The organism is Pseudomonas iridis (assembly GCF_017980685.1).
Lineage (GTDB): Bacteria > Pseudomonadota > Gammaproteobacteria > Pseudomonadales > Pseudomonadaceae > Aquipseudomonas > Aquipseudomonas iridis.
Window position 1 is genome coordinate 633,799 of the sequence record NZ_JACXXO010000001.1, and the last position, 23,944, is coordinate 657,742.

The following is a 23,944-nucleotide window of genomic DNA, read 5'->3' on the forward strand; positions in this document are numbered from 1 at the left end:
AGAAAAGGCCGAACCGCTTTGTCTTGCCGCTTATGGCTTGCCGCTTGTAGCTGCTGTTAATTCAAATGTTCGACACGGATCCGCACAACCGGACCGTCCACGCCGGCCAGGGCCTCGAGAGCGGCGATCGCATCGTTGATCCGCTGTTCCACCACTCGGTGGGTCAGCAGGATCATTGGCACCAGACCGTCGTGTTCCTCGACTTCCTTCTGCATGATCGACTCGATGTTGATGCCACGCTCCGAGAGGATGCTCGCCACCTGAGCGAGAACGCCCGGATGGTCCTTGGCCTGAATGCGCAGGTAATAGGCGCTTTCACAGGCTTCGATCGGCAGGATCGGATGGGCCGACAGCGAATCCGGCTGGAAGGCCAGATGCGGTACGCGGTTTTCCGGGTCGGAGGTCATGGCGCGAACCACGTCCACGAGGTCGGCGATCACTGACGAAGCCGTCGGCTCCATGCCAGCGCCAGCACCGTAGAACAGGGTCGAACCGGCAGCGTCGCCGTTGACCATCACCGCGTTCATCACGCCGTTGACGTTAGCGATCAGACGATCGGCCGGGATCAGCGTCGGGTGTACGCGCAACTCAATGCCGGCGTCAGTGCTGCGCGCCACGCCGAGGTGCTTGATGCGATAGCCCAGCGCTTCAGCGTAATTGACGTCAGCCGTGGTCAGCTTGGTGATGCCTTCGGTGTAAGCCTTGTCGAATTGCAGCGGAATGCCGAACGCGATGGAGGCCAGAATCGTCAGCTTGTGCGCCGCGTCGATGCCTTCAACGTCGAAGGTCGGATCGGCTTCGGCGTAACCCAGTGCCTGAGCTTCGGCCAGCACGTCTTCAAAGGTGCGACCCTTCTCACGCATTTCGGTGAGGATGAAGTTGCCCGTGCCGTTGATGATCCCGGCGACCCAGTTGATCCGGTTGGCGGACAGGCCTTCACGGATCGCCTTGATCACCGGAATGCCACCGGCCACTGCCGCTTCGAACGCCACGATCACGCCTTTCTCGCGTGCCTTGGCGAAAATTTCATTACCGTGAACGGCAATCAGAGCCTTGTTCGCGGTGACCACATGCTTGCCATTCTCGATGGCCTTGAGTACCAGCTCGCGGGCAACGGTGTAGCCGCCCATCAGCTCTATGACGATGTCGATCTCAGGGTTCGTGGCCACTTCGAAGACATCGTTGGTAATCGCAATACCGGTCGTCTGGAACTGAGGCTTTGGCGTGCGCATGGCAATTTGTGCCACTTCGATCCCACGCCCGGCACGACGAGCAATTTCCTCGGCGTTGCGCTGAAGTACGTTGAAGGTTCCGCCACCGACGGTCCCTAACCCACAGATGCCTACTTTGACCGGATTCACTGTGAACTCCCCATAAAACGGCCGACGCAGGGTCGGCCGGAAAACAACCGCGTGCTCGCGGCTCTCTATTAATGGCCCGGCGATGCTACCACCGGACCATGATCGTCAAAGGCTGACCGTGACGATGCGAATTACTTGGCGCCCAGCGCCAGTTTGGCGACTTGTGGCGCCGGCTGATAGCCCGGAATGACTTGTCCGTCGGCCAAAACGATGGCCGGTGTGCCGTTCACGCCAATCGACTGACCGAGGGCGAACTGTTTGGAAACCGGGTTCTCGCACTTGGCGGCCTTGATTTCCTTGCCATCGACCATTTTGTCCATGGCGGCTTTCTTGTCTTTGGAGCACCACACGGCTTGCAGTTGCTCGTCACCCGGCGAACCGAGGCCCTGACGCGGGAACGCCACATAACGCACTTCGATACCGCGCTTGTTCAGCTCAGGCACTTCGGCGTGCAGTTTGTGGCAGTACGGGCAGGTGGTGTCGGTGAATACGGTGATGTGCGATTTGGTTTCGCCCACGGCCGGGTAAACCACGGTTTCGGCAACCGGAATGGCGTTGACCAGTTTGGAGACGCCCAGACGTTCGGTCTTCTCGGTCAGGTTGACCGGCTTGCCGTCCTTGAGCTGAAACAGATAGCCCTGAACGATGTACTGGCCGTCGGCGCTGGCGTACAGCACGCGGCTGCCCTTGAGCTTGACTTCATACATGCCTGGCAGCGGGCTGGCGTTGATGCTTTCTACCGGAACCTCGAGTTCGAGTTTTTCGAGGCTTTGACGAATTGCTTTGTTGGCCGCGTCATCGGCGACGGCAAAGGTACTGACCAACGCAATGGCTGCGGCGGCGAAAATCTGGGTCAGACGCATGAGAACTCCTGAAGGCGGACAAATGGATCGATCAGAACGCCCGTGCCGAAACACCGGGTCATAACCGTCCACCGTGCAAACCGGCAAAGCCTAACACATAAGGCCACGGTGGCCGAATGCGCCTGTCACAACACTTGTGGCCACGTTGATCAGCCTCTGGGGTGGTGCTTGGCGTGCAGGTCCTGCAAGCGTGCCCGGGCGACGTGGGTGTAGATCTGCGTGGTCGAGAGATCGCTGTGCCCAAGCAACATCTGCACCACGCGCAAGTCCGCGCCATGGTTGAGCAAATGCGTGGCGAACGCATGGCGCAAGGTGTGCGGCGACAGCGACTTGCCGATCCCGGCGACCTTGGCCTGATGCTTGATTCGGTGCCAGAAGGTCTGGCGAGTCATCTGCTCGCCCCGCTGACTGGGGAACAGCACGTCACTGGGCCGGCCGCCGAGCAGCTCGCTGCGACCGTCACGCATATAACGCTCGACCCAGACAATCGCCTCCTCGCCCATCGGCACCAGCCGCTCCTTGCTGCCCTTGCCCATCACCCGCAGCACGCCCTGACGCAGGTTGACCTGTTCGAGCGTCAGACTGATCAACTCGGTGACCCGCAGACCACAGGCGTAAAGCACCTCAAGCATGGCGCGGTCGCGCTGACCGATGGCTTCGCTCAGATCCGGCGCTTTGAGCAGTGCCTCGACGTCGGCTTCCGATAGTGACTTGGGCAGCGGCCTCCCGAGTTGGGGCATGTCAATGCGTAGCGTCGGGTCAACGGTGATGATCTTTTCTCGCAGCAAATACCGATAAAAGCCACGCACGCCGGAGAGAAATCTGGCAGTAGAGCGTGGCTTGTAATTTTGCTCCAGGCGCCAGGACAGATGATCGAGAATGAGTTCGCGACCGGCGTTGATCAGCTCCAGGTTCTTTTCCTGCAGCCAGCCGTTGAATAGCGCCAGATCACTGCGGTAGGCGTCGCGGGTGTTGTCGGACAGGCCTTTTTCAAGCCACAAAGCGTCGAGGAATTGGTCAATCTGCGGATGGTCGATGGCAGGCATGGGCGCTCAAGGCATGCAGTCTCAAAGAATGCACGCAAATGAAGAGTGAACTGTAGGAATGGGCGCTAGTCTTTCATAGCCCGCCATTTCAAGGAACAGGGAGCTTCAATGAACGAACAGCAAATCCTGATGGCGTTTGGCGCAATCGGAGCGGCGGCGCTGGGGTGCCAGTGGCTGGCCTGGCGCTTGAAATTGCCGGCAATTTTGTTTCTGTTGCTGACCGGCATTCTGGTAGGCCCGGTGCTGGGCTGGCTTGATCCACAGGAAATGTTCGGCCCCCTGTTGATGCCGCTGGTGTCGCTGGCAGTGGCGTTGATCCTGTTCGAGGGCAGCCTGACCCTGCATCTGTCGGAATGGCGCGAGATTGGTAGCGTCGTCCACCGACTGGTGACTATCGGTGCGATCTCGACCTGGATAGTCATCGCGGTCGCGACCCACTTTCTGCTCGGGTTCGACTGGATGCTGGCCATTCTCTTCGGCAGTCTGACGCTGGTGACCGGGCCTACGGTGATCGTACCCATGCTGCGTGTGGTGCGCCCAAAAGCGTCTATTGCCAACATTCTGCGCTGGGAAGGGATCGTCATTGATCCGATCGGCGCCCTGCTCGCCGTTGTGGTCTACAGCTTCATCATCGCCAGTGCCGAGGGGCATGGCCTCAAGCAAAGCCTGTTCACTTTCGGCGGCGTCATTTTGTGCGGCGCGGTGTTCGGGATCGTCGGTGGCTGGGTGCTGGGCACGGTCATTCGTCGGCAATGGCTGCCCGAGTACCTGCATAACCTCGCCTCCCTGGCGGCAGTGCTGGGGATTTTCATTGCGTCCAACGAGGTCATGCACGAGTCCGGCCTGCTGGCGGTGACGCTGATGGGCATGTGGCTGGCCAACATGAAGGGCGTGGATGTGCGGCACATTCTGCACTTCAAGGAAAACCTCAGCGTGCTGCTGATTTCCGGATTGTTCATTCTGCTGGCAGCGCGTCTGGACCTTTACGCCCTGATCGGATTGGGGCCGCTGGTGTTGATTCTGTTGCTGGTGATTCAGTTGATCGCCCGGCCGCTGAACGTACTGCTCAGCACCGCCGGTTCCAGCCTCAGTTGGCGTGAGCGGGCGCTGTTGTGCTGGATTGCCCCACGGGGAATAGTGGCGGCGGCGGTGTCGGCGATTTTTGCGATTCGCCTCGACGAAGCCGGACATGAAGGTGCGCTGCTGCTGGTGCCGCTGACCTTTGCGGTGATCATCGGCACGGTGGTCCTGCAAAGTGCCACGGCGCGCCCCCTTGCCCGACTATTGAAGGTCGCCGAGCCGGCCCCCAGCGGTTTTTTGATCGTTGGCGCGAATGGTCCGGCGCGGGAGCTGGGCAAGTCGCTGCAACAACTCGGCAGCCGGGTTTTGCTGACCGATTCCAGCTGGGAAAACATTCGTGCCGCACGCATGGAAGGCATACCGACGTACTTTGGCAACCCGGCGTCGCAGCATGCAGATGCGCACCTGGATCTGGTCGGGCTGGGGCACTTGCTGGCGCTGTCGCCGTCAGGAGAACTCAACACCCTGGCGGCAATGCGCTTTCGCCACGACTTCGGGCATCAGCGCCTTTTCGGATTGGCGAGCGGTCATGAAAGCCGCCGCAGCGATAAGCATCGGGCGAGTCTGGAGCACCGTGGTAATCAGTTGGGCAGTGAGGCTCTCACTTACGCGAAACTGGCCAGCCGGCTGAGTCAGGGTGCCGAGTTGTACAGCACGACGCTGACGGATGGGTTTGGCTGGGATGATTACCGCGCGCTGCATGGTAATCGGGCGACGCTGCTGTTCATGCGCGATGACAGTGGATGGGTGCATGTGGTGACGCCGGAGACTACGGTGAAGCCGGGATCCGGGTGGACAGTGTTGGCTCTGATTCAGCCTGAGATCAGCGGCGCCTGACCTGACGTCTTCGCGAGCAGGCTCGCTCCCACAGGTTGTGTGCCGGACATGAATTTCGTGTTTACCCTGATCACTGTGGGACGAGCCTGCTCGCGAATGACGCGACTCAGTTCTGGATCAGGCAGCAAACCCTGGCAGCACCGGCACCGGGCGCTTGTCATCATCAATTGCCACAAAGCTGAACTGACCATGAATCGCTTTCTCGCGACCGTCGCAGCTCATGCTCTCGACAAACACTTCCACTTCGACCTTGAGGCTGGTGTTGCCGACCTTGATCACTTTCCCTACCAGCTCAACGATGGAGCCCGCCGGGATTGCATGATTGAAGTCGATGCGGTCAGTGGACACGGTCACCAGCGGCAAGCGGCAGAAACGCGTGGCGGTGATGAACGACACTTCATCCATCCACGCCAGCGCAGTGCCGCCGAACAGGGTGTTGTGGTGGTTGGTGGTCGGCGGAAAGACAGCTTTGGTGACGCGGGTCACCGAGAGTTCGGTGCGGCGTTCGATTTCCTGGTCGCGGAGGGTCATGGTGTTACTGCTCTTGTGTGACGGGCTTCCGAATGAAAAGCAAGATCAACAGATCGCAGCCTTCGGCAGCTCCTACAGGGGAGATTTGGTGAATTTCGGACAACAAAAAAGCAGCCCGAAGGCTGCTTTTTTCTGCATCGGAAGCTGGACTTAAGCCAGTTTTTCCTTGATGCGAGCTGCTTTGCCCGACAGGTCGCGCAGGTAGTACAGCTTGGCTTTACGTACGTCACCGCGACGTTTAACAGCCATGCTGTCGATCTGCGGGGAGTAGGTCTGGAAAGTACGTTCTACGCCAACACCGTTGGAGATTTTACGTACGGTGAACGCACTGTTCACGCCGCGGTTACGCTTGGCGATTACAACGCCTTCGAACGCTTGCAGACGGGAACGATCGCCTTCCTTCACTTTCACCTGAACGACAATGGTGTCGCCTGGGGCAAAGGTAGGGATTTCTTTGGTCATCTGCTCTGCTTCGAGTGCAAGGATGATTTTGTTGGTCATGCTGTGCTCCTAAGGTAAATCAACTGATCTACCATCGATACGTTGTTAACTATCGTCCCGCTCGCGGATATATTCCTCGAGCAGCTTCTTCTCTTCTCCAGAAAGCGAGCGGCTTTCCAGAAGATCGGCGCGTCGTTCATAGGTCCTACCAAGGGACTGCTGTAAACGCCAACGCCGGATATGCGCGTGATTGCCACTTAGCAACACGTCGGGAACACGCTGATCCGCATACACCTCAGGTCGGGTGTAGTGCGGGCAATCCAGCAAACCATCCGTAAAGGAATCTTCCTCAGCGGAGTCCGCATGCCCTAAAGCTCCAGGCAGCAGCCGTGTAACCGCATCGATCAGGACCATGGCCGGCAGCTCACCGCCAGACAGTACATAATCGCCAATCGACCACTCTTCATCGACATGAGCCTCAATAAAGCGCTCGTCAATGCCTTCATAGCGGCCGGCAATCAGGATCAATGCATCCGATTGTGCCAACTCGCGTACCGCCGACTGATTCAGTTGACGGCCTTGGGGGGACAGGTAAATAACCTTCGCCTCCTCCCCGGCTGCTGCCTTGGCCTGAGCCAGCGCATCTTCCAGGGGCTTGATCTTCATCACCATGCCCGGACCACCGCCAAACGGGCGATCGTCCACAGTGTGATGCCGATCCGTCGTGTAATCTCGCGGATTCCAACAGGTCAGCTGCAAGAGCCCCTGTTTGACCGCACGACTGGTGATGCCGTAGTCGCCAATGGCGGAAAACATCTCGGGAAACAAACTGATCACTTCTACGCGCAAGTTAGCCACGCTTAGAAGTCCGCGTCCCAATCCACCTTCATCTCGCCCGCTGCGAGGTCGACTGCCAACACGCATTGCTCCGTATAGGGCAACAGGCGTTCGCGATCATCCAGGCTGCCAGCGCAAGGCTTGACTACCATTACATCATTGGCGCCGGTTTCCAGAAGATGATCGATTTTCCCGAGCAGCTGGCCCAGTTGATCAATGACCTTCAGACCTTCGAGTTGGTACCAGTAGTACTCACCGTCGGTCAATTCAGCGAACATGTTGCGTGGCACGCAGATCTCGTAACCGGCCAGAAGACGAGCTTCTTCACGATCATCAAGATCCTTGAGCTTTGCGACCAGGAACTTATCGCTCCCGCGTCCACTGACCAGCTCGACCTGTTTGACATTGCCTTCGCGCTTGAGCGTCCAGGTTTTGTACTGCAACAGGTTTTCAGTCGGATCAGTAAAGGAATAAACCTTCACTTCGCCGCGAACGCCATGAACAGAATAAATTTTGCCAATAACGATCAAATCATCAGCAACAGCAGGCGTCGCGTTCATATTGCTCAGGCCGCAGCCTTGGCAGTTTCCTTCAACAACTGAGCAACGCGCTCAGAAGGTTGTGCACCAACGCTCAGCCAGTAGGCTACGCGCTCTTGGTTCACGGACAGACGGATTTCCTGACCACGGGCAACAGGGTTGAAGAAGCCAACCTGTTCTTTGTGGGAGCCGTCACGCGGGTTACGCGAGTCGGTTACGGTCAGGTGGTAAAACGGGCGCTTTTTGGAGCCGCCAAGGGCAAGACGGATTGTTAGCATGTGAACATCGTTCCTGTAGTCGGTGCTGCAAATCTAAATGCACAGCGGGCATAGGTGCCCGAAAGGCCGCATATTCTAAGGAATATCCGGACTTTTGCAAATGACTTTTTCCGGCGCCTATGGCATGCCGTGCAGATTTGCATATAGAGCCGTCGTTTAAAACGGCCAGTCAGCTCCCGCCAAGCGCGGGTTTGCTGTTGATCCCGCATCCTTGCGGGGCCTGCGCCGGTGCGACGACCGGCGAGTTTCTGCGATCTCGCCTCTCTCATTTCACTCACTTTTGGCGAGACGCAGCCATCAGTGAGCAGAATGGGTGAGGCAGGACACCTTACATTTTTGGCATGCCGCCGCCGGGCAACATACCGCCCATGCCGCGCATCATTTTCGCCATTCCGCCTTTGGCGGTGAATTTCTTCATCATCTTCTGCATCTGCTTGTGCTGCTTGATCAAGCGACCGATGTCCTGCACCTGAGTGCCGGAACCCATGGCAATCCGGCGTTTGCGCGAACCGCTGATCAGCTCAGGGTCGCGGCGCTCGGCCGGGGTCATGGAGTTGATGATGGCTTCCATCTGCTTGAACTGCTTCTCTGCGGCGTTCTGGGCATTGCCCATTTGCGACAGGTTGACGCCGCCGATGCTCGGCAGTTTGTCCATGAGACCACCGAGGCCGCCCATGTTTTTCATCTGTTGCAGCTGATCGCGGAAGTCTTCGAGATCGAAGCCCTTGCCCTTCTTCAGCTTTTTAGCAAGCTTGTCGGCTTTGTCTTTGTCGAGGGTCGCTTCAGCCTGTTCGATCAGGCTGAGCACGTCGCCCATGCCGAGAATCCGCGAAGCGATACGCTCAGGATGAAACGGATCGAGCGCTTCGCTCTTCTCGCCCATACCGATGAACTTGATCGGCTTGCCGGTGATGGCGCGCACCGACAGGGCAGCACCACCACGTGCATCGCCGTCGACCTTGGTCAGGATCACACCGGTCAGCGGCAGTGCATCACCGAAGGCCTTGGCCGTGTTGGCGGCGTCCTGACCGGTCATGGCATCGACCACGAAGAGGGTTTCGACCGGGTTGATCGCGGCGTGCAGCGCCTTGATCTCGCCCATCATCTCTTCGTCGATGTGCAGACGACCGGCGGTGTCGACGATGACCACATCAATAAACTTGAGCTTTGCTTCTTTAATAGCTGCGCTGGCGATGTCGACCGGCTTCTGGCTCAGGTCGGACGGGAAGAAGGTCACACCGACTTCACCGGCCAGCATTTCCAGTTGCTTGATCGCTGCCGGGCGGTAAACGTCCGCCGACACGACCATGACCGACTTCTTCTTGCGCTCTTTAAGGAAGCGCGCAAGTTTACCGGCCGTGGTGGTTTTACCCGCACCCTGCAGACCGGCCATCAGAATGACGGCGGGCGGCACGGCGCTGAGGTTCAAGTCTTCGTTGGCTGCGCCCATCAGGCTTTCGAGTTCGGCCTGGACGATCTTCACGAACGCCTGGCCCGGCGTCAGGCTGCGCGACACCTCGGTGCCGACAGCGCGCTCCTTGACCGAATTGACGAAGTCCTTGACCACCGGCAGGGCGACGTCGGCTTCAAGCAACGCCATGCGCACTTCACGCAGGGTGTCTTTGATATTGTCTTCAGTCAGCTTCGCCTTGCCGGTGACATGGCGCAGCGTCTGCGAGAGACGGTCGGTTAAGTTTTCAAACATTGCGCGATCCTTTCAGGCCCTGTGTAGACCGGGATAATGGCGGCCCAGACCGGAATCAACATGTGCTCGGCGAGCCTGCGGCGTGGGCAGGTCGCGGATTATAGCGAAGACTGCGTCTGGCGGACACCTCGCTGTCAGCTTCCTGAGTCTTTCGTGTCATGGGGGTTCTATGCCAAACTCAGCGCCTTTCGGGCTTGCCTAACAGGATTTATGCTCCCCTTGTCACCCAGTTTGCTGACTACCCTCGCCGCCGCCCTTCTATACGCCGCTGCGACTATTTATCAGAGCACTCGTCTGGCCACCGGCGCCAAGGCGAACAAGCGCCTGCTGGTTACGCTCGGCGTCCTCGCCGTGGTGGCTCACAGCGCCAGCCTGCTCACTCATTTGCTGACCCCGATCGGTCTGGGCCTGGATTTCTTCAGTGCCTCCAGTCTTATCGCGGCGGCAGTGATCGCCCTGACGCTGCTCGCCTGCTCGCGGATTCCGGTCGAGAACCTGCTGGTGTTGCTCTTCCCGCTGGGTGCGATCACCGTGTTGCTCGCGCAATTCGCGCCGACCGGCACGGTGCAGATCATCGATGAAGAGCCGGGTATCCTCGCGCACATTCTATTGTCGATCCTCGCCTACGGCATGTTCACCATCGCGGTGTTCCAGGCCTTGCTGCTGCTGGTGCAAGACCACCAGCTCAAGCACAAGCACCCGTCCGGGCTGATCAAGAACTTCCCGCCGCTGCAAACCATGGAAAGCCTGCTGTTTGGTTTCCTCTGGGCCGGCTGGACGCTGCTGTCGCTGTCGTTGATCTCCGGGTGGCTGTTCGTCGAGAACCTGTTCGCCCAGCATCTGGTGCACAAGACCCTGCTGGCGTGCCTGGCCTGGGTCGTATTCAGCGTGCTGTTGTGGGGCCGCAACCGTCTCGGATGGCGTGGCCACAAGGCGATTCGCTGGACCCTCGCCGGTTTCTGTCTGCTGATGTTGGCGTATTTCGGCAGCAAACTGGTTCGTGAATACATTCTGCACATCTGACGGGCGGCATAAATGGACGGTTTGCCCATAGGGCCGATGCTCGCGGTATTTGTCCTGCTGGTTTTATGGTCGGGGCTATTTACCGCCGTCGAAATCGCGCAGCAGCACCTGCTCGCACAACGCACCGCCTCACGCGCCAGCGATAAACCGCTGGCGAAGCTGAGCTTCCCGCTCGACAGCCTGATCCTCTGCAACACCCTGTGCCGTGCGCTCGCGGTGGTGATCGCCACGTTACTGGCAATTTTCCTCTGTGAAGAAAACGGCCCTTGGGCGGCGTGCCTGGGTGTCGGTGCGGTGTTGTTGGTGTTTGCCGATTACTTCCCGCGCACCATCGCCCGGCGTTATCCGGATGCCGTGCTGGCGTTTGGCAATTCGCTGCTGGCGGTGCCGCTGAAGATCATTTATCCGTTGGCGTGGCTGTTCAGCCGCATCAGCGCTTTGCTCCTGGCGCCGCTAGTGCGCAAAGCCCAGGTCGTGCAGCAAAGCGAAGACGATGAGCCGGTTGATCGTCACGCTGACCCGGAGCACCCGGTTCGCGCGCACCCGGTGTCGGGCATCCACGCCCTGGACAACATTACGGTCAACGACATTCTGGTACCGCGCAGTGACGTCGACGGTATCAACCTCGACGACCCGATCGAAGAAATCATCGAACAACTGCGCAACACCAAGCGCACGCGCCTGCCGCTGTTCCACAGTGATATCAACCAGGTTGAGGCCGTGCTCAACACCCGGCAGATTCGTCACTTGCTGAACAATAACGACCTGACCCGCGAAGCACTGCTGGCCGCCAGTTACGAGCCGTACTTCGTACCCGAAAGCACACCGCTGCAGCTGCAACTGCTCAACTTCCACAAGCAGCAGCGACGCTTGGGCATGGTGGTCGACGAGTACGGCGAAGTGCTCGGCATCGTCACGCTGGAAGACATTCTCGAAGAGATCGTCGGCGAATTCGAAAGCGAGCACAGCCTCGATAATCCGCACATTCACCCGCAAGCCGATGGCCGCATGATGATCGACGGCGCCGCCTCGATCCGTGAATTGAACAAGTGCCTGGGCTGGCACTTGCCCAGCGATGGGCCGAAAACCCTCAATGGCCTGGTAACCGAGGCGCTGGAAACCATTCCCGAAAGCGCTGTTTGCCTGAAGATCGGCCGTTATCGGCTGGAGATTCTCGAGACCGAGGAGAACCGGGTGAGCAAGGTGCTGATCTGGCATACCTCTTCTGTACCTGTTCTGGTGCCTGCCATTTAAAAGCGCAAAAAATCGTCCGAAGGCTCGGGCCGCGTTCGGACGATCTTTGCTCTTGTTCAATCGTTAGCCACCTTCCTATAATCGAGCCGGCTTACCCAAGCCCTGCCGAGCCTTGTGCTTACCCCGCACAAAACAGGTCTCGACCGTTTGCGCTTCACTCCGACGACTGTTCCTACTCGAAACAGCGCTCGCGTCTCATCCCACATCCCTGGGTGCTCAACCATAATAATTCGCTCCACCGGAGCTCATGACTGTCAGGGATCATTGCATGACGACCAGTACCGCTTTCAGCGAAACCGCATCTGCCCAACCGACCAACTCCGCCACCCGCGTGGCGACGGCGAGTTTTATCGGCACCGCGATCGAGTTCTACGACTTCTATGTCTACGCCACGGCTGCCGCACTGGTGATCGGGCCGGTGTTCTTTCCGCAAACGTCCGGCACCGCGCAGATGCTTTCGGCTTTCCTCACCTTTGGCATTGCCTTCCTCGCTCGACCATTGGGTTCGGCGCTGTTCGGTCACTTCGGTGATCGCATCGGGCGCAAATCGACGCTGGTCGCCTCGCTGCTGTTGATGGGCGTCTGCACAACGCTGATTGGTGTGCTGCCGGGATACGACAGCATCGGGGCCTGGGCGCCGATTTTGTTGTGTGTGCTGCGCTTTGGTCAGGGCCTGGGATTGGGCGGTGAATGGGGTGGCGCCGCGCTGCTGGCCACGGAAAACGCGCCGAAAGGCAAGCGAGCCTGGTTCGGCATGTTTCCGCAACTCGGTCCTTCGATTGGTTTTCTCGCCGCCAATGGTCTGTTCCTGACGCTGGCCATGACGCTGGATGACGAACAGTTCCGCAGCTGGGGCTGGCGCATTCCGTTTCTGCTCAGCGCAGCGCTGGTGATGGTCGGTCTGTACGTACGTCTGAAACTCCACGAAACGCCAGTGTTCGCCAATGCCATGGCGCGCCAGGAGCGGGTCAAACTGCCTCTGGTCGAACTGTTCAGCCAATATTGGGCGCCGACCCTGTTGGGCGCGGCGGCGATGGTGGTGTGTTATGCGCTGTTCTATATCTCGACGGTGTTTTCCCTGAGCTACGGCGTGTCCACCCTGGGTTACAGCCGTGAGACGTTCCTGGGGCTGCTGTGTTTTGCCGTGTTGTTCATGGCCGCCGCGACGCCACTGTCAGCCTGGGCCAGCGATCGTTATGGACGCAAACCGGTGCTGATCATCGGCGGTGTACTGGCGATTCTTTCGGGGTTTCTGATGGAGCCGCTGCTGACCCAGGGTTCGACCTGGGGCGTGGCGCTGTTTCTGTGCATCGAACTGTTCTTGATGGGCGTGACGTTCGCACCGATGGGCGCGTTGTTGCCGGAGCTGTTCCCGACCCACGTGCGCTATACCGGCGCGTCGGCGGCGTACAACCTCGGCGGCATTGTCGGAGCCTCGGCGGCGCCGTTCTTTGCGCAGAAACTGGTGGCGATGGGCGGTTTGAGTTATGTCGGCGGGTATATTTCGGGAGCGGCGGTGATCAGCTTGATCGCGGTGCTGTGCCTGAAGGAAACGCGCAATAACGATCTGAATCAGATTGCCTGACAAAAGATCAAAAGCTTCGCGAGCAGGCTCGCTCCCACAGGGTCCGTGCAGTACACAGAATTTGTGAATACAGCCGAAACTGTGGGAGCGAGCCTGCTCGCGAATGCCGCGCCTCAGTCTTAGAGATCTACAACAACAGCCTGAGCAGCACGGGTCGCCTTGGCACGAGCAGCCTCAATCGACTCGTCCCGCGCCAATGCCACACCCATCCGGCGCTGCCCATTCACTTCAGGCTTGCCGAACAGACGCAGCGCCGTATCCGGCTCGCTCAGCGCAGCACCCAGGTTGGCGAAGGCTGTCTGGGTCGACTGCCCTTCGACCAGAATCACCGCCGAAGCCGATGGGCCGAACTGACGGATCAGCGGCACCGGCAAGCCCAGAATCGCCCGGGCATGCAGGGCGAACTGCGACAGGTCCTGGGAAATCAGGGTGACCAGGCCTGTGTCATGGGGACGCGGCGAAACTTCGCTGAACCACACCTGATCACCTTTGATAAACAGCTCGACACCAAACAGACCACGGCCACCCAGCGCCTCGGTTACCGCTTTGGCAACACGCTCGGATTCCGCCAGCGCAACCGGGCTCATGGCTTGTGGCTGCCAGGATTCCTGATAGTCGCCCTTCTCCTGACGGTGACCGACCGGTGCGCAGAAGGTCGTGCCACCGATGTGGCGCACGGTCAGCAAGGTGATTTCGTAGTCGAAATCGATGAAGCCTTCGATGATCACCCGACCTTTGCCGGCACGACCGCCCTCTTGGGCGTAGTCCCAGGCTTTCTGTACGTCATCGATGCTGCGCAGCAGGCTCTGGCCTTTGCCCGACGAACTCATCACTGGTTTGACAACACATGGGAAACCCAGGTCTTCAACAGCTTTGCTGTAGTCCTCGAAGGTGTCGGCGAAGTGGTACGGCGAGGTCGGCAGGTCCAGCTCTTCGGCGGCCAGACGACGGATGCCTTCGCGGTTCATGGTCAATTGCGCAGCGCGAGCAGTCGGGATCACGGTGAAGCCTTCAGCTTCCAGCTCGACCAGAGTGGCGGTGGCAATGGCTTCGATTTCCGGCACGATGAAGTGCGGCTTCTCGGCTTCGATCACTGCACGCAGGGCGGCACCGTCGAGCATGTTGATCACGTGGCTGCGATGCGCGACCTGCATGGCCGGCGCGTTGGCATAGCGGTCGACGGCAATCACTTCAACACCCAAACGTTGCAGTTCGATCACCACTTCCTTGCCCAACTCACCACAGCCACACAGCAATACGCGGGTCGCGGTTGGCGACAATGGAGTTCCGATACGGGTCATCTCAGGTCCTCAAAGAAGCGGATCATCGAGGAAAGCGTCGCCATGCGCGCTTTCCGTGGGGAGAAAGCGCGGCATTTTACATGAACCCGAGGGTTTGGCTTCAGCTGGCGACGGCCTGTTTGCGATCGCGCCAGGCCATGATCAACCAGACGGCGGTGACGCCAGCAAACTTCGAGACCAGCGCGGTGATGATCACTGGCGGCGTCAGGGCGTCGATCATGCCGAAAAAGATGAAGGTGTCGAGGGGAATGCTCAGCGCCGAACTGATCCACAACCGGTCGCGCAATGGGCGCTTGGTGATGCTGAAGACCAGCCAGTCGATGCATTCGGAGACCGCGAACGCCGTGGCGCTGGCCAGAGCGATGGACGGATCGGACGTGACGTAGGACAACACCAGCGCTGCCAGCATGGCAACGATTGCGCCATGGCCGAATCGGGTTTGCACCATGTCCCGCAGCACGAACACCAGACCGCCCCATGCCGACCAGATGATGTCCAGGTGTGGCGCGGTGGAGAAAGCGAAGTTGATGAGTACAACGCTGCTGATGTAGGCGATGAGGAAAATCATGGGGGCGACCTGTCAGATTGGCGCACAGGTTACTGGAGCGGTAGATCAAGAGCCACCCCCTCACCCCAGCCCTCTCCCCCAGGGGGGCGAGGGGGAAAGGGAGCAGATCTTCGCGCGTTTCAAATCCGGCGCTCGGCTCGGTATATCAGGTCGGCGTATGGCGAAAGACACCTCGGTCACTCGAATCGATCACGATTTCGAAGGCATCATCCAAACCAACCCACTCGCCTTCGCCCGCTCATGACACAACCCCAACACCGCCCGCCGCTCATCGTTATTCATACGGCTCCAGCGCGTAATCTCCTCAACCGTACGCTGGCACCCGGTGCAAATATCAGCCTCATCCAGCGCACAAATATTCACGCACGGCGAGGCGACTGGTCTTTCGGGCGTAGTCATTCCTCCTGCTCAACCAGATCGCGGGCATAACGCTGAGAGTTGTGCACATAGTGGGCGGCGCTGGCTTCGAGCATTTTCTTCTGCGGCTCGGTCAGCTCACGCACGACTTTGCCCGGCGAACCCATGACCAGCGAGCCATCGGGAATTTCCTTGCCTTCACCAATCAGCGAATTGGCGCCGATGATGCAGTTTTTGCCGATCTTCGCGCCATTGAGGATCACCGCGTTGATGCCAATCAAGCTGTAATCGCCAACCGTACAGCCGTGCAACATGGCGTTATGGCCAATGGTCACACCGGTGCCGATGGTCAGGGGGAAGCCCATGTCCGTGTGCATTACCGTGCCATCTTGCACGTTGCTGTTCTTGCCGATCAGGATCAGCTCGTTGTCGCCACGCAGTACGGCGTTGAACCAGACGTTGGCGCCCTCTTCCAGCTTGACCTTGCCCACCAGTACAGCGTTGGGGGCGACCCAGCTCTGTGGATGGGTCTCGACACGGGCGTCGCCCAAGCGGTATTTCATCTTGTTTTCCTCAGGGCTCACGGGTGGCCATTCGAACGATGGCTATGATTTCAGGTGTGGATAAAACTTTTAGGCGGCTGATGCAGGCTGATTTTCGCGTCATAGAGCAGATTGATCAACTCGACGATCATGATCGCCGTCAGCCCCCAGATCTTGTACTCACCGAATCGATAGCTCGGCACATACCAACTGCGGCCCTGATAGTCGATGCGATGGGTGTGCTCACGGGGATCTGTACGGAAAAATTCCAGCGGGACGCTGAACACGGCGGCAATTTCTGCATCGTTGGGCTGGTATTCGACAAAATCGGGGATGACGGCGACATAAGGCGTGACTTTGATGCCGTGCAGGGAGATCAGCGGACTGAGCGGACCGATCACTTCGACCAGTCCTGGCGGCAGACCGATTTCTTCTTCGGCTTCGCGCAACGCGGTGAAGATCAGATCGGGGTCTTCCGGGTCGCGACGCCCGCCGGGGAACGCAACTTCGCCGCCGTGGGTCGAGAGGCCGCTGGCCCGCAGGGTCAGCACCAGTTCCGGCTCGTCACTGCGGGTGATCGGCACCAGAACGGCGGCCTCCGGAAAACGTTTGTCGGTCTCCAGCGTGCGCGGTGTGTGGTTGCTTACCCTATGCAGTAGCTCGTCCAGCATGAGTGTTCTCGATCTGTGCCTTACCCTGCATCATGCACCAATCATTGCAGCCGCCCAACCCCCTCAAGGGACCATGTCGCGAAACGACAACTTGCCGACCGACACCGCTGCACGCCAAGATAGGCGCAGCCTTCAGGAACCCAAGCATGAAATTTTGCAGCCATTGCGGTAACCCGGTGACCCAGCGCATTCCCGAGGGCGACTCGCGACTGCGATTTGTCTGTGACAGCTGTCAGACCATTCACTATCAAAACCCCAACATCGTCGCTGGCTGTGTCGCGTCCTGGGGTACTAAAGTGCTGCTCTGTCGCCGCGCCATCGAACCGCGCCTCGGTTACTGGACCCTGCCCGCCGGTTTCATGGAAAACGGCGAGACCATCGAGCAGGCCGCGATCCGCGAAACCGCCGAGGAAGCCTGCGCCCGGGTGCGCAACCTGAGCATCTATACCCTGATCGACGTGCCGCACATCAGTCAGGTGCATGTGTTCTTCCGCGCCGAGCTGGCCGAGCCGGAGTTTTCTGCCGGCCCCGAGAGCCTGGAAGTGCAGCTGTTCGACGAGGCCGACATTCCATGGGACGAGCTGGCTTTCCGCACGGTGGGGCGTACTTTAGAATGCTTCTTCGCGGATCGGCGCGCCGAGACCTACCCGGTTCGTTCCGAATCGATTCCGCCGCTGGCCCAGCCGGTCATTATTTGATCCGGCGACGGCACCGGCTAGAAGATCAAAAGATCGCAGCCTGCGGCAGCTCCTACACTTAACGTCATATTTGCGTCACTCCCTGGGGAATCGTTTCAATGCGCTGGTTGCTTGCCCTGTTCTGCCTGTCGTTCGCTATGGTCTCGCAAGCGTCATTCGTGACCACCGTGACGCCTTCAAATACCCCGATGATCGAAAAAGTCCTGGTGCTCAAATCGGCTCATCGACTGCAGTTGATTGCCGACGGCAAGCCGTTCAAGACCTACCGCATCTCGCTTGGCAAGGGCGCGAAAAAAGGGCCGAAACTGATCGAAGGCGACAAACGCACGCCTGAAGGTTTCTATTGGATCGACTGGCGCAAGACCAGCGAGAAATTCAACCTGTCGATGCACATTTCCTACCCGAACATCACTGATTCGGCCCGCGCCCGCCGTGAAGGCGTCGAGCCTGGCGGGATGATCATGATTCACGGCACGCCGGACACGGAAGAAAACCCCGAAGACCTGCTGCACACCCTGGACTGGACCGACGGCTGCATCGCCATGCGCAACGTCGATATGCGCGAAGTGTGGAGACTGGTGCCGGACGGCACGATGATCGAAATCCGCCCTTAAGCCATTAATAGTGACCATTGGTCACTCCTGAAAAAAATAAATCAAAAGATCGCAGCCTGCGGCAGCTCCTACAGGGTTGATACCACTTCCTACTGTAGGAGCTGCCGCAGACTGCGATCTTTTGCGTTTTACAGTCCAGCCCTAATACCACTTAAAGCCCACCGACCCAAAACCCGCCATTTCATTGGCCTAATGGCCATTTCACTGCGTTGACATGGTATTCAAGTGGTATTAATTTCCGCCCCACAAGCGAGCCACTACAATCCAATACTCGCGCCGGAAATGACCGACCTGAATGACCTCCACGTCCTACGCCCCGATGACTCCCAGCCGACGCCGCTGTACCTGCAACTGGCGCGCAACCTGGAAGCGGCGATTCATTCCGGTCAGTGGAAAGCCGAACAGGCAATGCCTTCGGAGCGCAATCTCAGCGAGCAGCTCGGCATCTCCCGAGTCACCGCACGCAAGGCGCTGGAAGTGTTGTTCGACCAAGGCCTGATCCGGCGCTTGCAAGGTTCCGGCACGTTCATCACCCCACGCCTGGAACAACCTCTTTCACGCCTTTCCGGCTTCAGTGAAATGCTCCGCCTCAAGGGCTTCGTGCCCAGTTCGCAATGGCTGGAGCGAGAAATCACCCTGCCGACCCACGAAGAACTGATCCGCCTCAGCCTGTCGCCGAACGACAAAGTCGCGCGCATGAAACGCCTGCGCAAAGCCGACGACACCGTGATGGCCATCGAGATGAGCACCCTGCCCGCCTCGATCATGCCCAAGCCGCAAGCGGTGGGCGATTCGCTCTACGAATACCTCGACGGCATCGGCAAACCGATCGTCCGCGCCTTGCAGCACATTCAGGCGATCAACGCCTCGGACGAGTTCGCCGCCCTGGTCGGCATCGCCCCCGGCACCGCCATGCTGCTGATGACGCGGGTCGGCTATCTGGAAGACAACACGCCGATCGAAGTCACCGACACCTATTGCCGCAACGACTACTACGACTTTGTTGCAGAGCTGCGTCGTTAAGAGCAGCCATAAGCGAGAACCAAAATGTCCGAAGACAACATCCTCACCGCCAGCGGCTGGGTTCGCGGCCGGCTGATTCACGAACACGGCAAAGTCGTGTCGATCGAAGGCGAGCCCTGCGATCCGGCAGACAACGACCTGCCGTATCTACTGCCAGGCTTCATCGACCTGCACGTTCATGGCGGCGGTGGCAAAGACATCATGGAAGGCGCCAGCGCTTTCGAAACCATTACCAAAACCCACGTGCGATTCGGCACCACCTCGCTGCTGGCCACCACCATGACCGCACCGAGCGCAGAGATTTCCAGCGTCTTGAAAGAGGTCGGCGAGTTCTGCGAGCAGCGGCCCAAAGGCAGCGCACGAGTACTCGGCGTGCACCTTGAAGGCCCGTATATCAATCCCGGCAAACTCGGCGCCCAACCGAACTTTGCCCACACCGCGTTGATGGCCGAGGTCGAAGAATATCTGGCGCTGGCGCCGATTCGCGTGATCACCATCGCTCCGGAAATCGCCGGCCACGACGCTTTGATTCGTGAACTCAGCAGTCGCGGCATCCGCATGCAGATCGGCCACACCCTCGGCAGTTACGAGGAAGGCGTCGCCGCACTGGACGCCGGCGCGACCAGCTTCACCCATTTGTACAACGCCATGAGCCCGCTGCATCACCGCGAACCTGGGATAGTTGGCGCGGCACTGGCCCACGCAACATTCGCCGAGCTGATTCCGGATTTGCTGCACGTGCATCCCGGCGCCATCCGCGTCGCCCTGCGTTCGATCCCGTGCCTGTACTGCGTCACTGATTCGACCGCCGCCGCCGGCATGCCCGACGGTGAATACAAGCTCGGCAGCCACACCGTGACCAAATGCCTGGGCGGCGTGCGCCTGCCTGACGGCACGCTGGCCGGCAGCACGCTGACCATGGATCAGGCCCTGCGCAATCTGGTGAAGATCGGTTTGCCGATTGCCGAGGCTTCGCAACGTCTTTCGCAATTCCCCGCCGACTACCTCGGCATCACCGAACGCGGGCGCCTTGAACCGGGCGCCTGGGCCGACTGCGTGCGGCTGGATCGCTCACTCACACTGACCGCCGTCATGGTCGAAGGAGAAGACATTGACTTCAAAAATGCTTGAGGAGGCGCTGTCCTCGTTCGAGGCCGTGCAAGCCCAGCTGCAACAGCTCGACCCGCAACTGATCGAGATCGCCGGGCGCCTGCGCCGTCAGCCGCCGCAAGTGGCAATGACCGTTGCGCGCGGCAGCTCCGACCACGCGGCGAGCTACTTTGCCTACCTGACCATGCAGCAACTGGGCGTGCCCGTGGCGTCGTTGCCGATGTCGGTGGTGACCATGCAGCAGGCGCCGTTGAAGGTCAGCGGCCAAGTCGCTTTTGCCTTCTCGCAATCGGGTCAGAGCCCGGATCTGGTCAACAGTCTGCGTCTGCTGCGCAAACGTGGCGCACTCAGCGTTTCCATCGTCAACGCCGCCGATTCGCCACTGGAAGCCGCGTGCGAATTCAGCGTGCCGCTGCTCGCCGGCACCGAAAGCAGCGTCGCCGCGACCAAGAGTTTCATCGCCACCCTCAGCGCCAGCGCCCGTTTGATCGCGCACTGGAAAGAAGACAGCGAACTGCTTGAGGCGCACAACGCCCTGCCCGAAGGCTTGCGTGCAGCAGCCCAGCAGGACTGGAGCGTGGCCATCGACGCCCTGCGCGATTGCGAACGCCTGATGGTCATCGGCCGTGGCGCCGGTTTTGCCATTGCCCAGGAAGCGGCATTGAAGTTCAAGGAAACCTCGGCGATCCAGGCCGAAGCGTTCAGCAGCGCCGAAGTGCGTCACGGCCCGATGGCGCTGATTGACGAGCACTATCCACTGTTGGTGTTCGCTCCACGCGGTGCCGAACAGGCCGGGCTGCTGAGCCTGGCAGCCGAAATGCGTCAACGCGGTGCTCGCGTATTGCTGGCCGCACCGGATGACGTGAGCGAACGCGACCTGACCCTGACCCGCGCCGAACACCCGGCCCTAGACCCGATTCTGGCCATCCAGAGTTTCTACGTGATGGCCGCAGGTTTAGCCGTGGCCCGAGGCATGGACCCGGATCAACCGCGCCACCTGAGCAAAGTGACGCGCACGCATTAACCACAGATACACAACTCTGTAGGAGCTGCCGCAGGCTGCGATCTTTTGATGTTGACGTCCCGAAAAACAAGATCAAAAGATCGCAGCCTTCGGCAGCTCCTACAGGGGCCAGCGAATTTCCTGATGAGACCGAGCCATGCAAAACAACAATAAAGAGCTGACCCTCAGCGCCCCGCTCAGCGGCCCGGTGCTCACGCTCGCCAAAGTCCCGGACGCGGTGTTCGCCAGCGGTGCGATGGGCGATGGCATTGCCATCGATCCACTCAACGACACCCTGTATTCGCCATGCGCCGGGGTGATCATTCACGTCGCCCGCACCGGCCACGCCCTCACCGTGCGCGCCGACAATGGCGCGGAAATCCTTCTGCACCTGGGCCTCGACACCGTTGAACTGAACGGCGAAGGCTTCTCGATGCTGGTCAAGGAAGGCGTGCGGGTCAGCAACGGTCAGCCGCTGTTGCGCTACGACCTGGACAAAGTCGGCCAGCAGTGCAAAAGCCTGGTCAGCCTGTTGATCCTGACCAACAGCCAGGATTTCCAGGTGCTGCCGATCACCCTGAAAGCGGTGAAAGTCGGTGAGCCGTTGCTGCACATCGTGGCGCGCAACGCTTCGGCGGCGAATGCGCAAGAGATCGGCGGGCCTGAGGTTAACGGTCATGTGCTTGTCGCGCATCGAGGCGGTGTGCATGCGCGCCCCGCGGCGCTGATTCGTCAAACGGCGCAAGGTTTCAAAAGCCAGTCGCAGCTGCATTTCGCCGGCAAATCGGCGCCGTGCAACAGCCTGATCGGGTTGATGGCGCTGGCGATCGGCGAGCAGGATGAAGTGCAAGTCAGCTGTCAGGGACCGGACGCCGAAGCCGCGCTGCAAGCGTTGCTCTGCGCATTGGCCACCGCACTGCCGGATGATCATCACGCCGCCGCACCTGTGCGCGTTGCATCCCCCAAGCGCCCGGCCGAGGCTGGCGTATTGCAGGGTGTTTGCGCCGCACCGGGTTTGGTCGGTGGGCCATTGTTTCGTTTGAACACCATCAACTTGCCAGTGGACGCCGGCAATAACGATCTGCTGGAACAGCAGCAGAAACTTGAGACTGCGCTGATTCAGGTGCGCAACGAAATCAACGGCACCCTTGCCCAGGCGATAAAACAACGTAACGCCGACGAAGAAGCCATCTTCGCCGCGCATCTGGCATTGCTGGAAGACCCGGCCCTGCTCGACGCTGCACAGCAATCCATCGACCAGGGCAGCGCAGCAACGCACGCCTGGAGCCAGTCGATTGATGTCCAGTGCGAAGTGCTGCAACACACCGGCAGCGCGCTGCTGGCCGAACGCGCCAACGATCTGCGCGACCTCAAGCAACGCGTGTTGCGCGCCCTGCTCGGCGAGGCCTGGCACTACGATGTACCGGCCGGCGCCATCGTCGCTGCCCATGAACTGACGCCGTCGGATCTGCTGCAACTCAGCGCGCAAGGTGTGGCCGGTTTGTGCATGGCCGAGGGCGGCGCGACTTCTCACGTGGCAATTCTGGCGCGCGGCAAAGGTCTGCCATGCATGGTTGCACTAGGTTCAGCACTGCTCGATCAACCGCAAGGCCAAGCGGTGGTGCTGGATGCCGATGGCGGTCGGCTCGAACTGACGCCGAGCGCTGATCGAATGGCCGAAGTCCAACAAGCGCAAATCGACCGCCAGCAACGCCGCGATGCGCAGCAAGCCAAAGCGCATCTGCCGGCCGAAACCCGCAACGGTGTGGGCATCGAAGTCGTCGCCAATGTCGCCTCAAGCGCTGAAGCTGCAGACGCCTTCGCCAACGGCGCCGATGGCGTCGGCCTGCTGCGTACCGAATTCCTTTTCGTTGATCGCCAGACCGCACCGGACGTCGAAGAACAACGCTTTGCCTATCAAGCCGTCATCGATGCGATGGGTGACAAATCAGTGATCATCCGCACCATCGACGTCGGCGGCGACAAGCAACTCGACTATCTGCCGCTGCCCACCGAAGCCAATCCGGTGCTGGGTCTGCGCGGTATTCGTCTGGCTCAGGCACGGCCGGAAATCCTTGATCAGCAACTGCGCGCGCTGCTGCAAGTCAGCCCGTTGCAGCGTTGCCGGATCCTGTTGCCGATGGTCACTGAAGTCGATGAGCTGCTGCACATCCGTGATCGCGTCGACGCGTTGTGTCTTGAACTGAACATCACTCAACGCCCGGAAATCGGCGTGATGATCGAAGTCCCCGCCGCCGCATTGCAAGCCGAGCAACTGGCCGAACACGCAGACTTCCTGTCCATCGGCACCAACGATCTGTCCCAATACACCTTGGCCATGGATCGCGACCACGCCGGCCTCGCCGCACGGGTCGACGCCTTGCACCCCGCGCTATTGCGCCTGATCGCCATGACCTGCGAAGGCGCGGCGGTGCACAAGCGTTGGGTCGGTGTCTGCGGCGCCCTTGCCTCTGACCCGCTGGCGACGCCGGTGTTGATCGGCCTCGGCGTCACCGAATTGTCGGTGAGCCCGGTGCAGATCGGTGAAATCAAGGATCGCGTGCGTCAGTTGCACCAAGCCGAATGCCAACGCCTCGCCCGCGACCTGCTCAAGCTGAGCAGCGCCGCCGCGGTGCGTCACGCCTGCCACCAACACTGGCCTCTGCGCTAATAACAA

At 59.9% G+C, this 23,944-nt stretch carries 24 protein-coding genes; 10 read left to right on the top strand and 14 right to left on the bottom strand.

The annotated features are described in order from the left end of the window. Positions 1–56: 56 nt before the first annotated feature. The 3 genes from IEQ42_RS03005 to xerD all read right to left on the bottom strand — a co-directional run bounded on the left by IEQ42_RS03005 (position 57) and on the right by xerD (position 3,270). Positions 57–1,361, bottom strand: a complete 1,305-nt coding sequence (locus tag IEQ42_RS03005; protein WP_047299866.1) for a homoserine dehydrogenase — start codon at positions 1,359–1,361, stop codon at positions 57–59. 131 nt (positions 1,362–1,492) lie between these two features. Continuing rightward, positions 1,493–2,224: a bifunctional protein-disulfide isomerase/oxidoreductase DsbC gene (dsbC, locus tag IEQ42_RS03010; RefSeq protein ID WP_150603768.1), complete on the bottom strand. Its 732-nt coding sequence runs from the start codon at positions 2,222–2,224 to the stop codon at positions 1,493–1,495. A gap of 149 nt (positions 2,225–2,373) precedes the next feature. Beyond that, a complete protein-coding gene (gene xerD, locus IEQ42_RS03015) occupies positions 2,374–3,270 on the bottom strand; it encodes a site-specific tyrosine recombinase XerD (protein ID WP_042557828.1) in 897 nt (298 codons plus the stop codon). 108 nt (positions 3,271–3,378) lie between these two features. On the opposite strand from xerD, the gene IEQ42_RS03020 reads away from it, so the two are divergent. After that, positions 3,379–5,187: a cation:proton antiporter gene (locus IEQ42_RS03020; RefSeq protein WP_210702502.1), complete on the top strand. Its 1,809-nt coding sequence runs from the start codon at positions 3,379–3,381 to the stop codon at positions 5,185–5,187. Positions 5,188–5,304: 117 nt separating this feature from the next. On the opposite strand, the gene IEQ42_RS03025 is transcribed toward IEQ42_RS03020, so the two are convergent. The 6 genes from IEQ42_RS03025 to ffh form a co-directional block, all read right to left on the bottom strand. Continuing rightward, complete coding sequence (locus tag IEQ42_RS03025) at positions 5,305–5,718, bottom strand: acyl-CoA thioesterase (protein ID WP_210702503.1); 414 nt, start codon at positions 5,716–5,718, stop codon at positions 5,305–5,307. Positions 5,719–5,868: 150 nt separating this feature from the next. After that, positions 5,869–6,219, bottom strand: a complete 351-nt coding sequence (gene rplS, locus IEQ42_RS03030) for a 50S ribosomal protein L19 (protein ID WP_003175895.1) — start codon at positions 6,217–6,219, stop codon at positions 5,869–5,871. Positions 6,220–6,264: 45 nt separating this feature from the next. Further along, positions 6,265–7,017: a tRNA (guanosine(37)-N1)-methyltransferase TrmD gene (gene trmD / locus IEQ42_RS03035; RefSeq protein ID WP_042557825.1), complete on the bottom strand. Its 753-nt coding sequence runs from the start codon at positions 7,015–7,017 to the stop codon at positions 6,265–6,267. 2 nt (positions 7,018–7,019) lie between these two features. After that, positions 7,020–7,556 carry a ribosome maturation factor RimM gene (rimM, locus tag IEQ42_RS03040; protein ID WP_042557824.1) on the bottom strand — a complete coding sequence of 179 codons (537 nt, stop codon included), beginning with the start codon at positions 7,554–7,556 and terminating at the stop codon, positions 7,020–7,022. 5 nt (positions 7,557–7,561) lie between these two features. Continuing rightward, positions 7,562–7,813 (bottom strand): 30S ribosomal protein S16, encoded by a 252-nt coding sequence (rpsP, locus tag IEQ42_RS03045; protein ID WP_042557823.1) that lies wholly within the window; start codon positions 7,811–7,813, stop codon positions 7,562–7,564. A gap of 328 nt (positions 7,814–8,141) precedes the next feature. Then, entirely contained in the window at positions 8,142–9,518 is a 1,377-nt protein-coding gene (gene ffh, locus IEQ42_RS03050) for a signal recognition particle protein (RefSeq protein WP_150594913.1), read from the bottom strand. Between the two features lie 210 nt (positions 9,519–9,728). Between ffh and IEQ42_RS03055 the strand changes: the two genes are divergently transcribed. From IEQ42_RS03055 to IEQ42_RS03065, 3 genes are all read left to right on the top strand, one after another. Then, the gene (locus tag IEQ42_RS03055; RefSeq protein ID WP_210702504.1) at positions 9,729–10,541 is read left to right on the top strand and encodes a cytochrome C assembly family protein; all 813 of its coding nucleotides are present in this window, start codon (positions 9,729–9,731) and stop codon (positions 10,539–10,541) included. A 12-nt stretch (positions 10,542–10,553) separates the two neighbouring features. Then, positions 10,554–11,795, top strand: coding sequence for a transporter associated domain-containing protein (locus IEQ42_RS03060; RefSeq protein ID WP_210702505.1), 1,242 nt, complete (start codon positions 10,554–10,556; stop codon positions 11,793–11,795). A gap of 268 nt (positions 11,796–12,063) precedes the next feature. Beyond that, positions 12,064–13,380, top strand: coding sequence for an MFS transporter (locus IEQ42_RS03065; RefSeq protein WP_210702506.1), 1,317 nt, complete (start codon positions 12,064–12,066; stop codon positions 13,378–13,380). 119 nt (positions 13,381–13,499) lie between these two features. On the opposite strand, the gene purT is transcribed toward IEQ42_RS03065, so the two are convergent. The 5 genes from purT to IEQ42_RS03090 form a co-directional block, all read right to left on the bottom strand. Beyond that, the gene (gene purT / locus IEQ42_RS03070; RefSeq protein ID WP_210702507.1) at positions 13,500–14,681 is read right to left on the bottom strand and encodes a formate-dependent phosphoribosylglycinamide formyltransferase; all 1,182 of its coding nucleotides are present in this window, start codon (positions 14,679–14,681) and stop codon (positions 13,500–13,502) included. Positions 14,682–14,781: 100 nt separating this feature from the next. Next, positions 14,782–15,249 carry a VUT family protein gene (locus tag IEQ42_RS03075; protein ID WP_047299862.1) on the bottom strand — a complete coding sequence of 156 codons (468 nt, stop codon included), beginning with the start codon at positions 15,247–15,249 and terminating at the stop codon, positions 14,782–14,784. A 189-nt stretch (positions 15,250–15,438) separates the two neighbouring features. Next, positions 15,439–15,648 carry a DUF1289 domain-containing protein gene (locus IEQ42_RS03080; protein WP_210702508.1) on the bottom strand — a complete coding sequence of 70 codons (210 nt, stop codon included), beginning with the start codon at positions 15,646–15,648 and terminating at the stop codon, positions 15,439–15,441. Continuing rightward, positions 15,645–16,169 carry a gamma carbonic anhydrase family protein gene (locus tag IEQ42_RS03085; protein WP_034154816.1) on the bottom strand — a complete coding sequence of 175 codons (525 nt, stop codon included), beginning with the start codon at positions 16,167–16,169 and terminating at the stop codon, positions 15,645–15,647. The genes IEQ42_RS03080 and IEQ42_RS03085 overlap by 4 nt, the downstream gene beginning before the upstream one ends. Before the next feature lie 50 nt (positions 16,170–16,219). After that, on the bottom strand, positions 16,220–16,819 hold the full coding sequence (locus IEQ42_RS03090) for a CoA pyrophosphatase (protein ID WP_210702509.1): 600 nt from the start codon (positions 16,817–16,819) through the stop codon (positions 16,220–16,222). A gap of 146 nt (positions 16,820–16,965) precedes the next feature. Here IEQ42_RS03090 and IEQ42_RS03095 point away from each other — a divergent pair, with 146 nt between their 5' ends. The 6 genes from IEQ42_RS03095 to ptsP all read left to right on the top strand — a co-directional run bounded on the left by IEQ42_RS03095 (position 16,966) and on the right by ptsP (position 23,938). Beyond that, on the top strand, positions 16,966–17,517 hold the full coding sequence (locus tag IEQ42_RS03095; RefSeq protein WP_210702510.1) for an NUDIX hydrolase: 552 nt from the start codon (positions 16,966–16,968) through the stop codon (positions 17,515–17,517). 98 nt (positions 17,518–17,615) lie between these two features. Further along, positions 17,616–18,131, top strand: coding sequence for a L,D-transpeptidase family protein (locus IEQ42_RS03100; RefSeq protein ID WP_210702511.1), 516 nt, complete (start codon positions 17,616–17,618; stop codon positions 18,129–18,131). 282 nt (positions 18,132–18,413) lie between these two features. Continuing rightward, complete coding sequence (locus IEQ42_RS03105) at positions 18,414–19,154, top strand: GntR family transcriptional regulator (protein ID WP_210702512.1); 741 nt, start codon at positions 18,414–18,416, stop codon at positions 19,152–19,154. Positions 19,155–19,178: 24 nt separating this feature from the next. Continuing rightward, entirely contained in the window at positions 19,179–20,285 is a 1,107-nt protein-coding gene (gene nagA, locus IEQ42_RS03110) for an N-acetylglucosamine-6-phosphate deacetylase (RefSeq protein ID WP_042557810.1), read from the top strand. Beyond that, on the top strand, positions 20,266–21,288 hold the full coding sequence (locus IEQ42_RS03115; protein ID WP_210702513.1) for an SIS domain-containing protein: 1,023 nt from the start codon (positions 20,266–20,268) through the stop codon (positions 21,286–21,288). The genes nagA and IEQ42_RS03115 overlap by 20 nt, the downstream gene beginning before the upstream one ends. 136 nt (positions 21,289–21,424) lie before the next feature. Then, positions 21,425–23,938, top strand: a complete 2,514-nt coding sequence (gene ptsP / locus IEQ42_RS03120; RefSeq protein ID WP_210702514.1) for a phosphoenolpyruvate--protein phosphotransferase — start codon at positions 21,425–21,427, stop codon at positions 23,936–23,938. Positions 23,939–23,944: the final 6 nt, after the last annotated feature.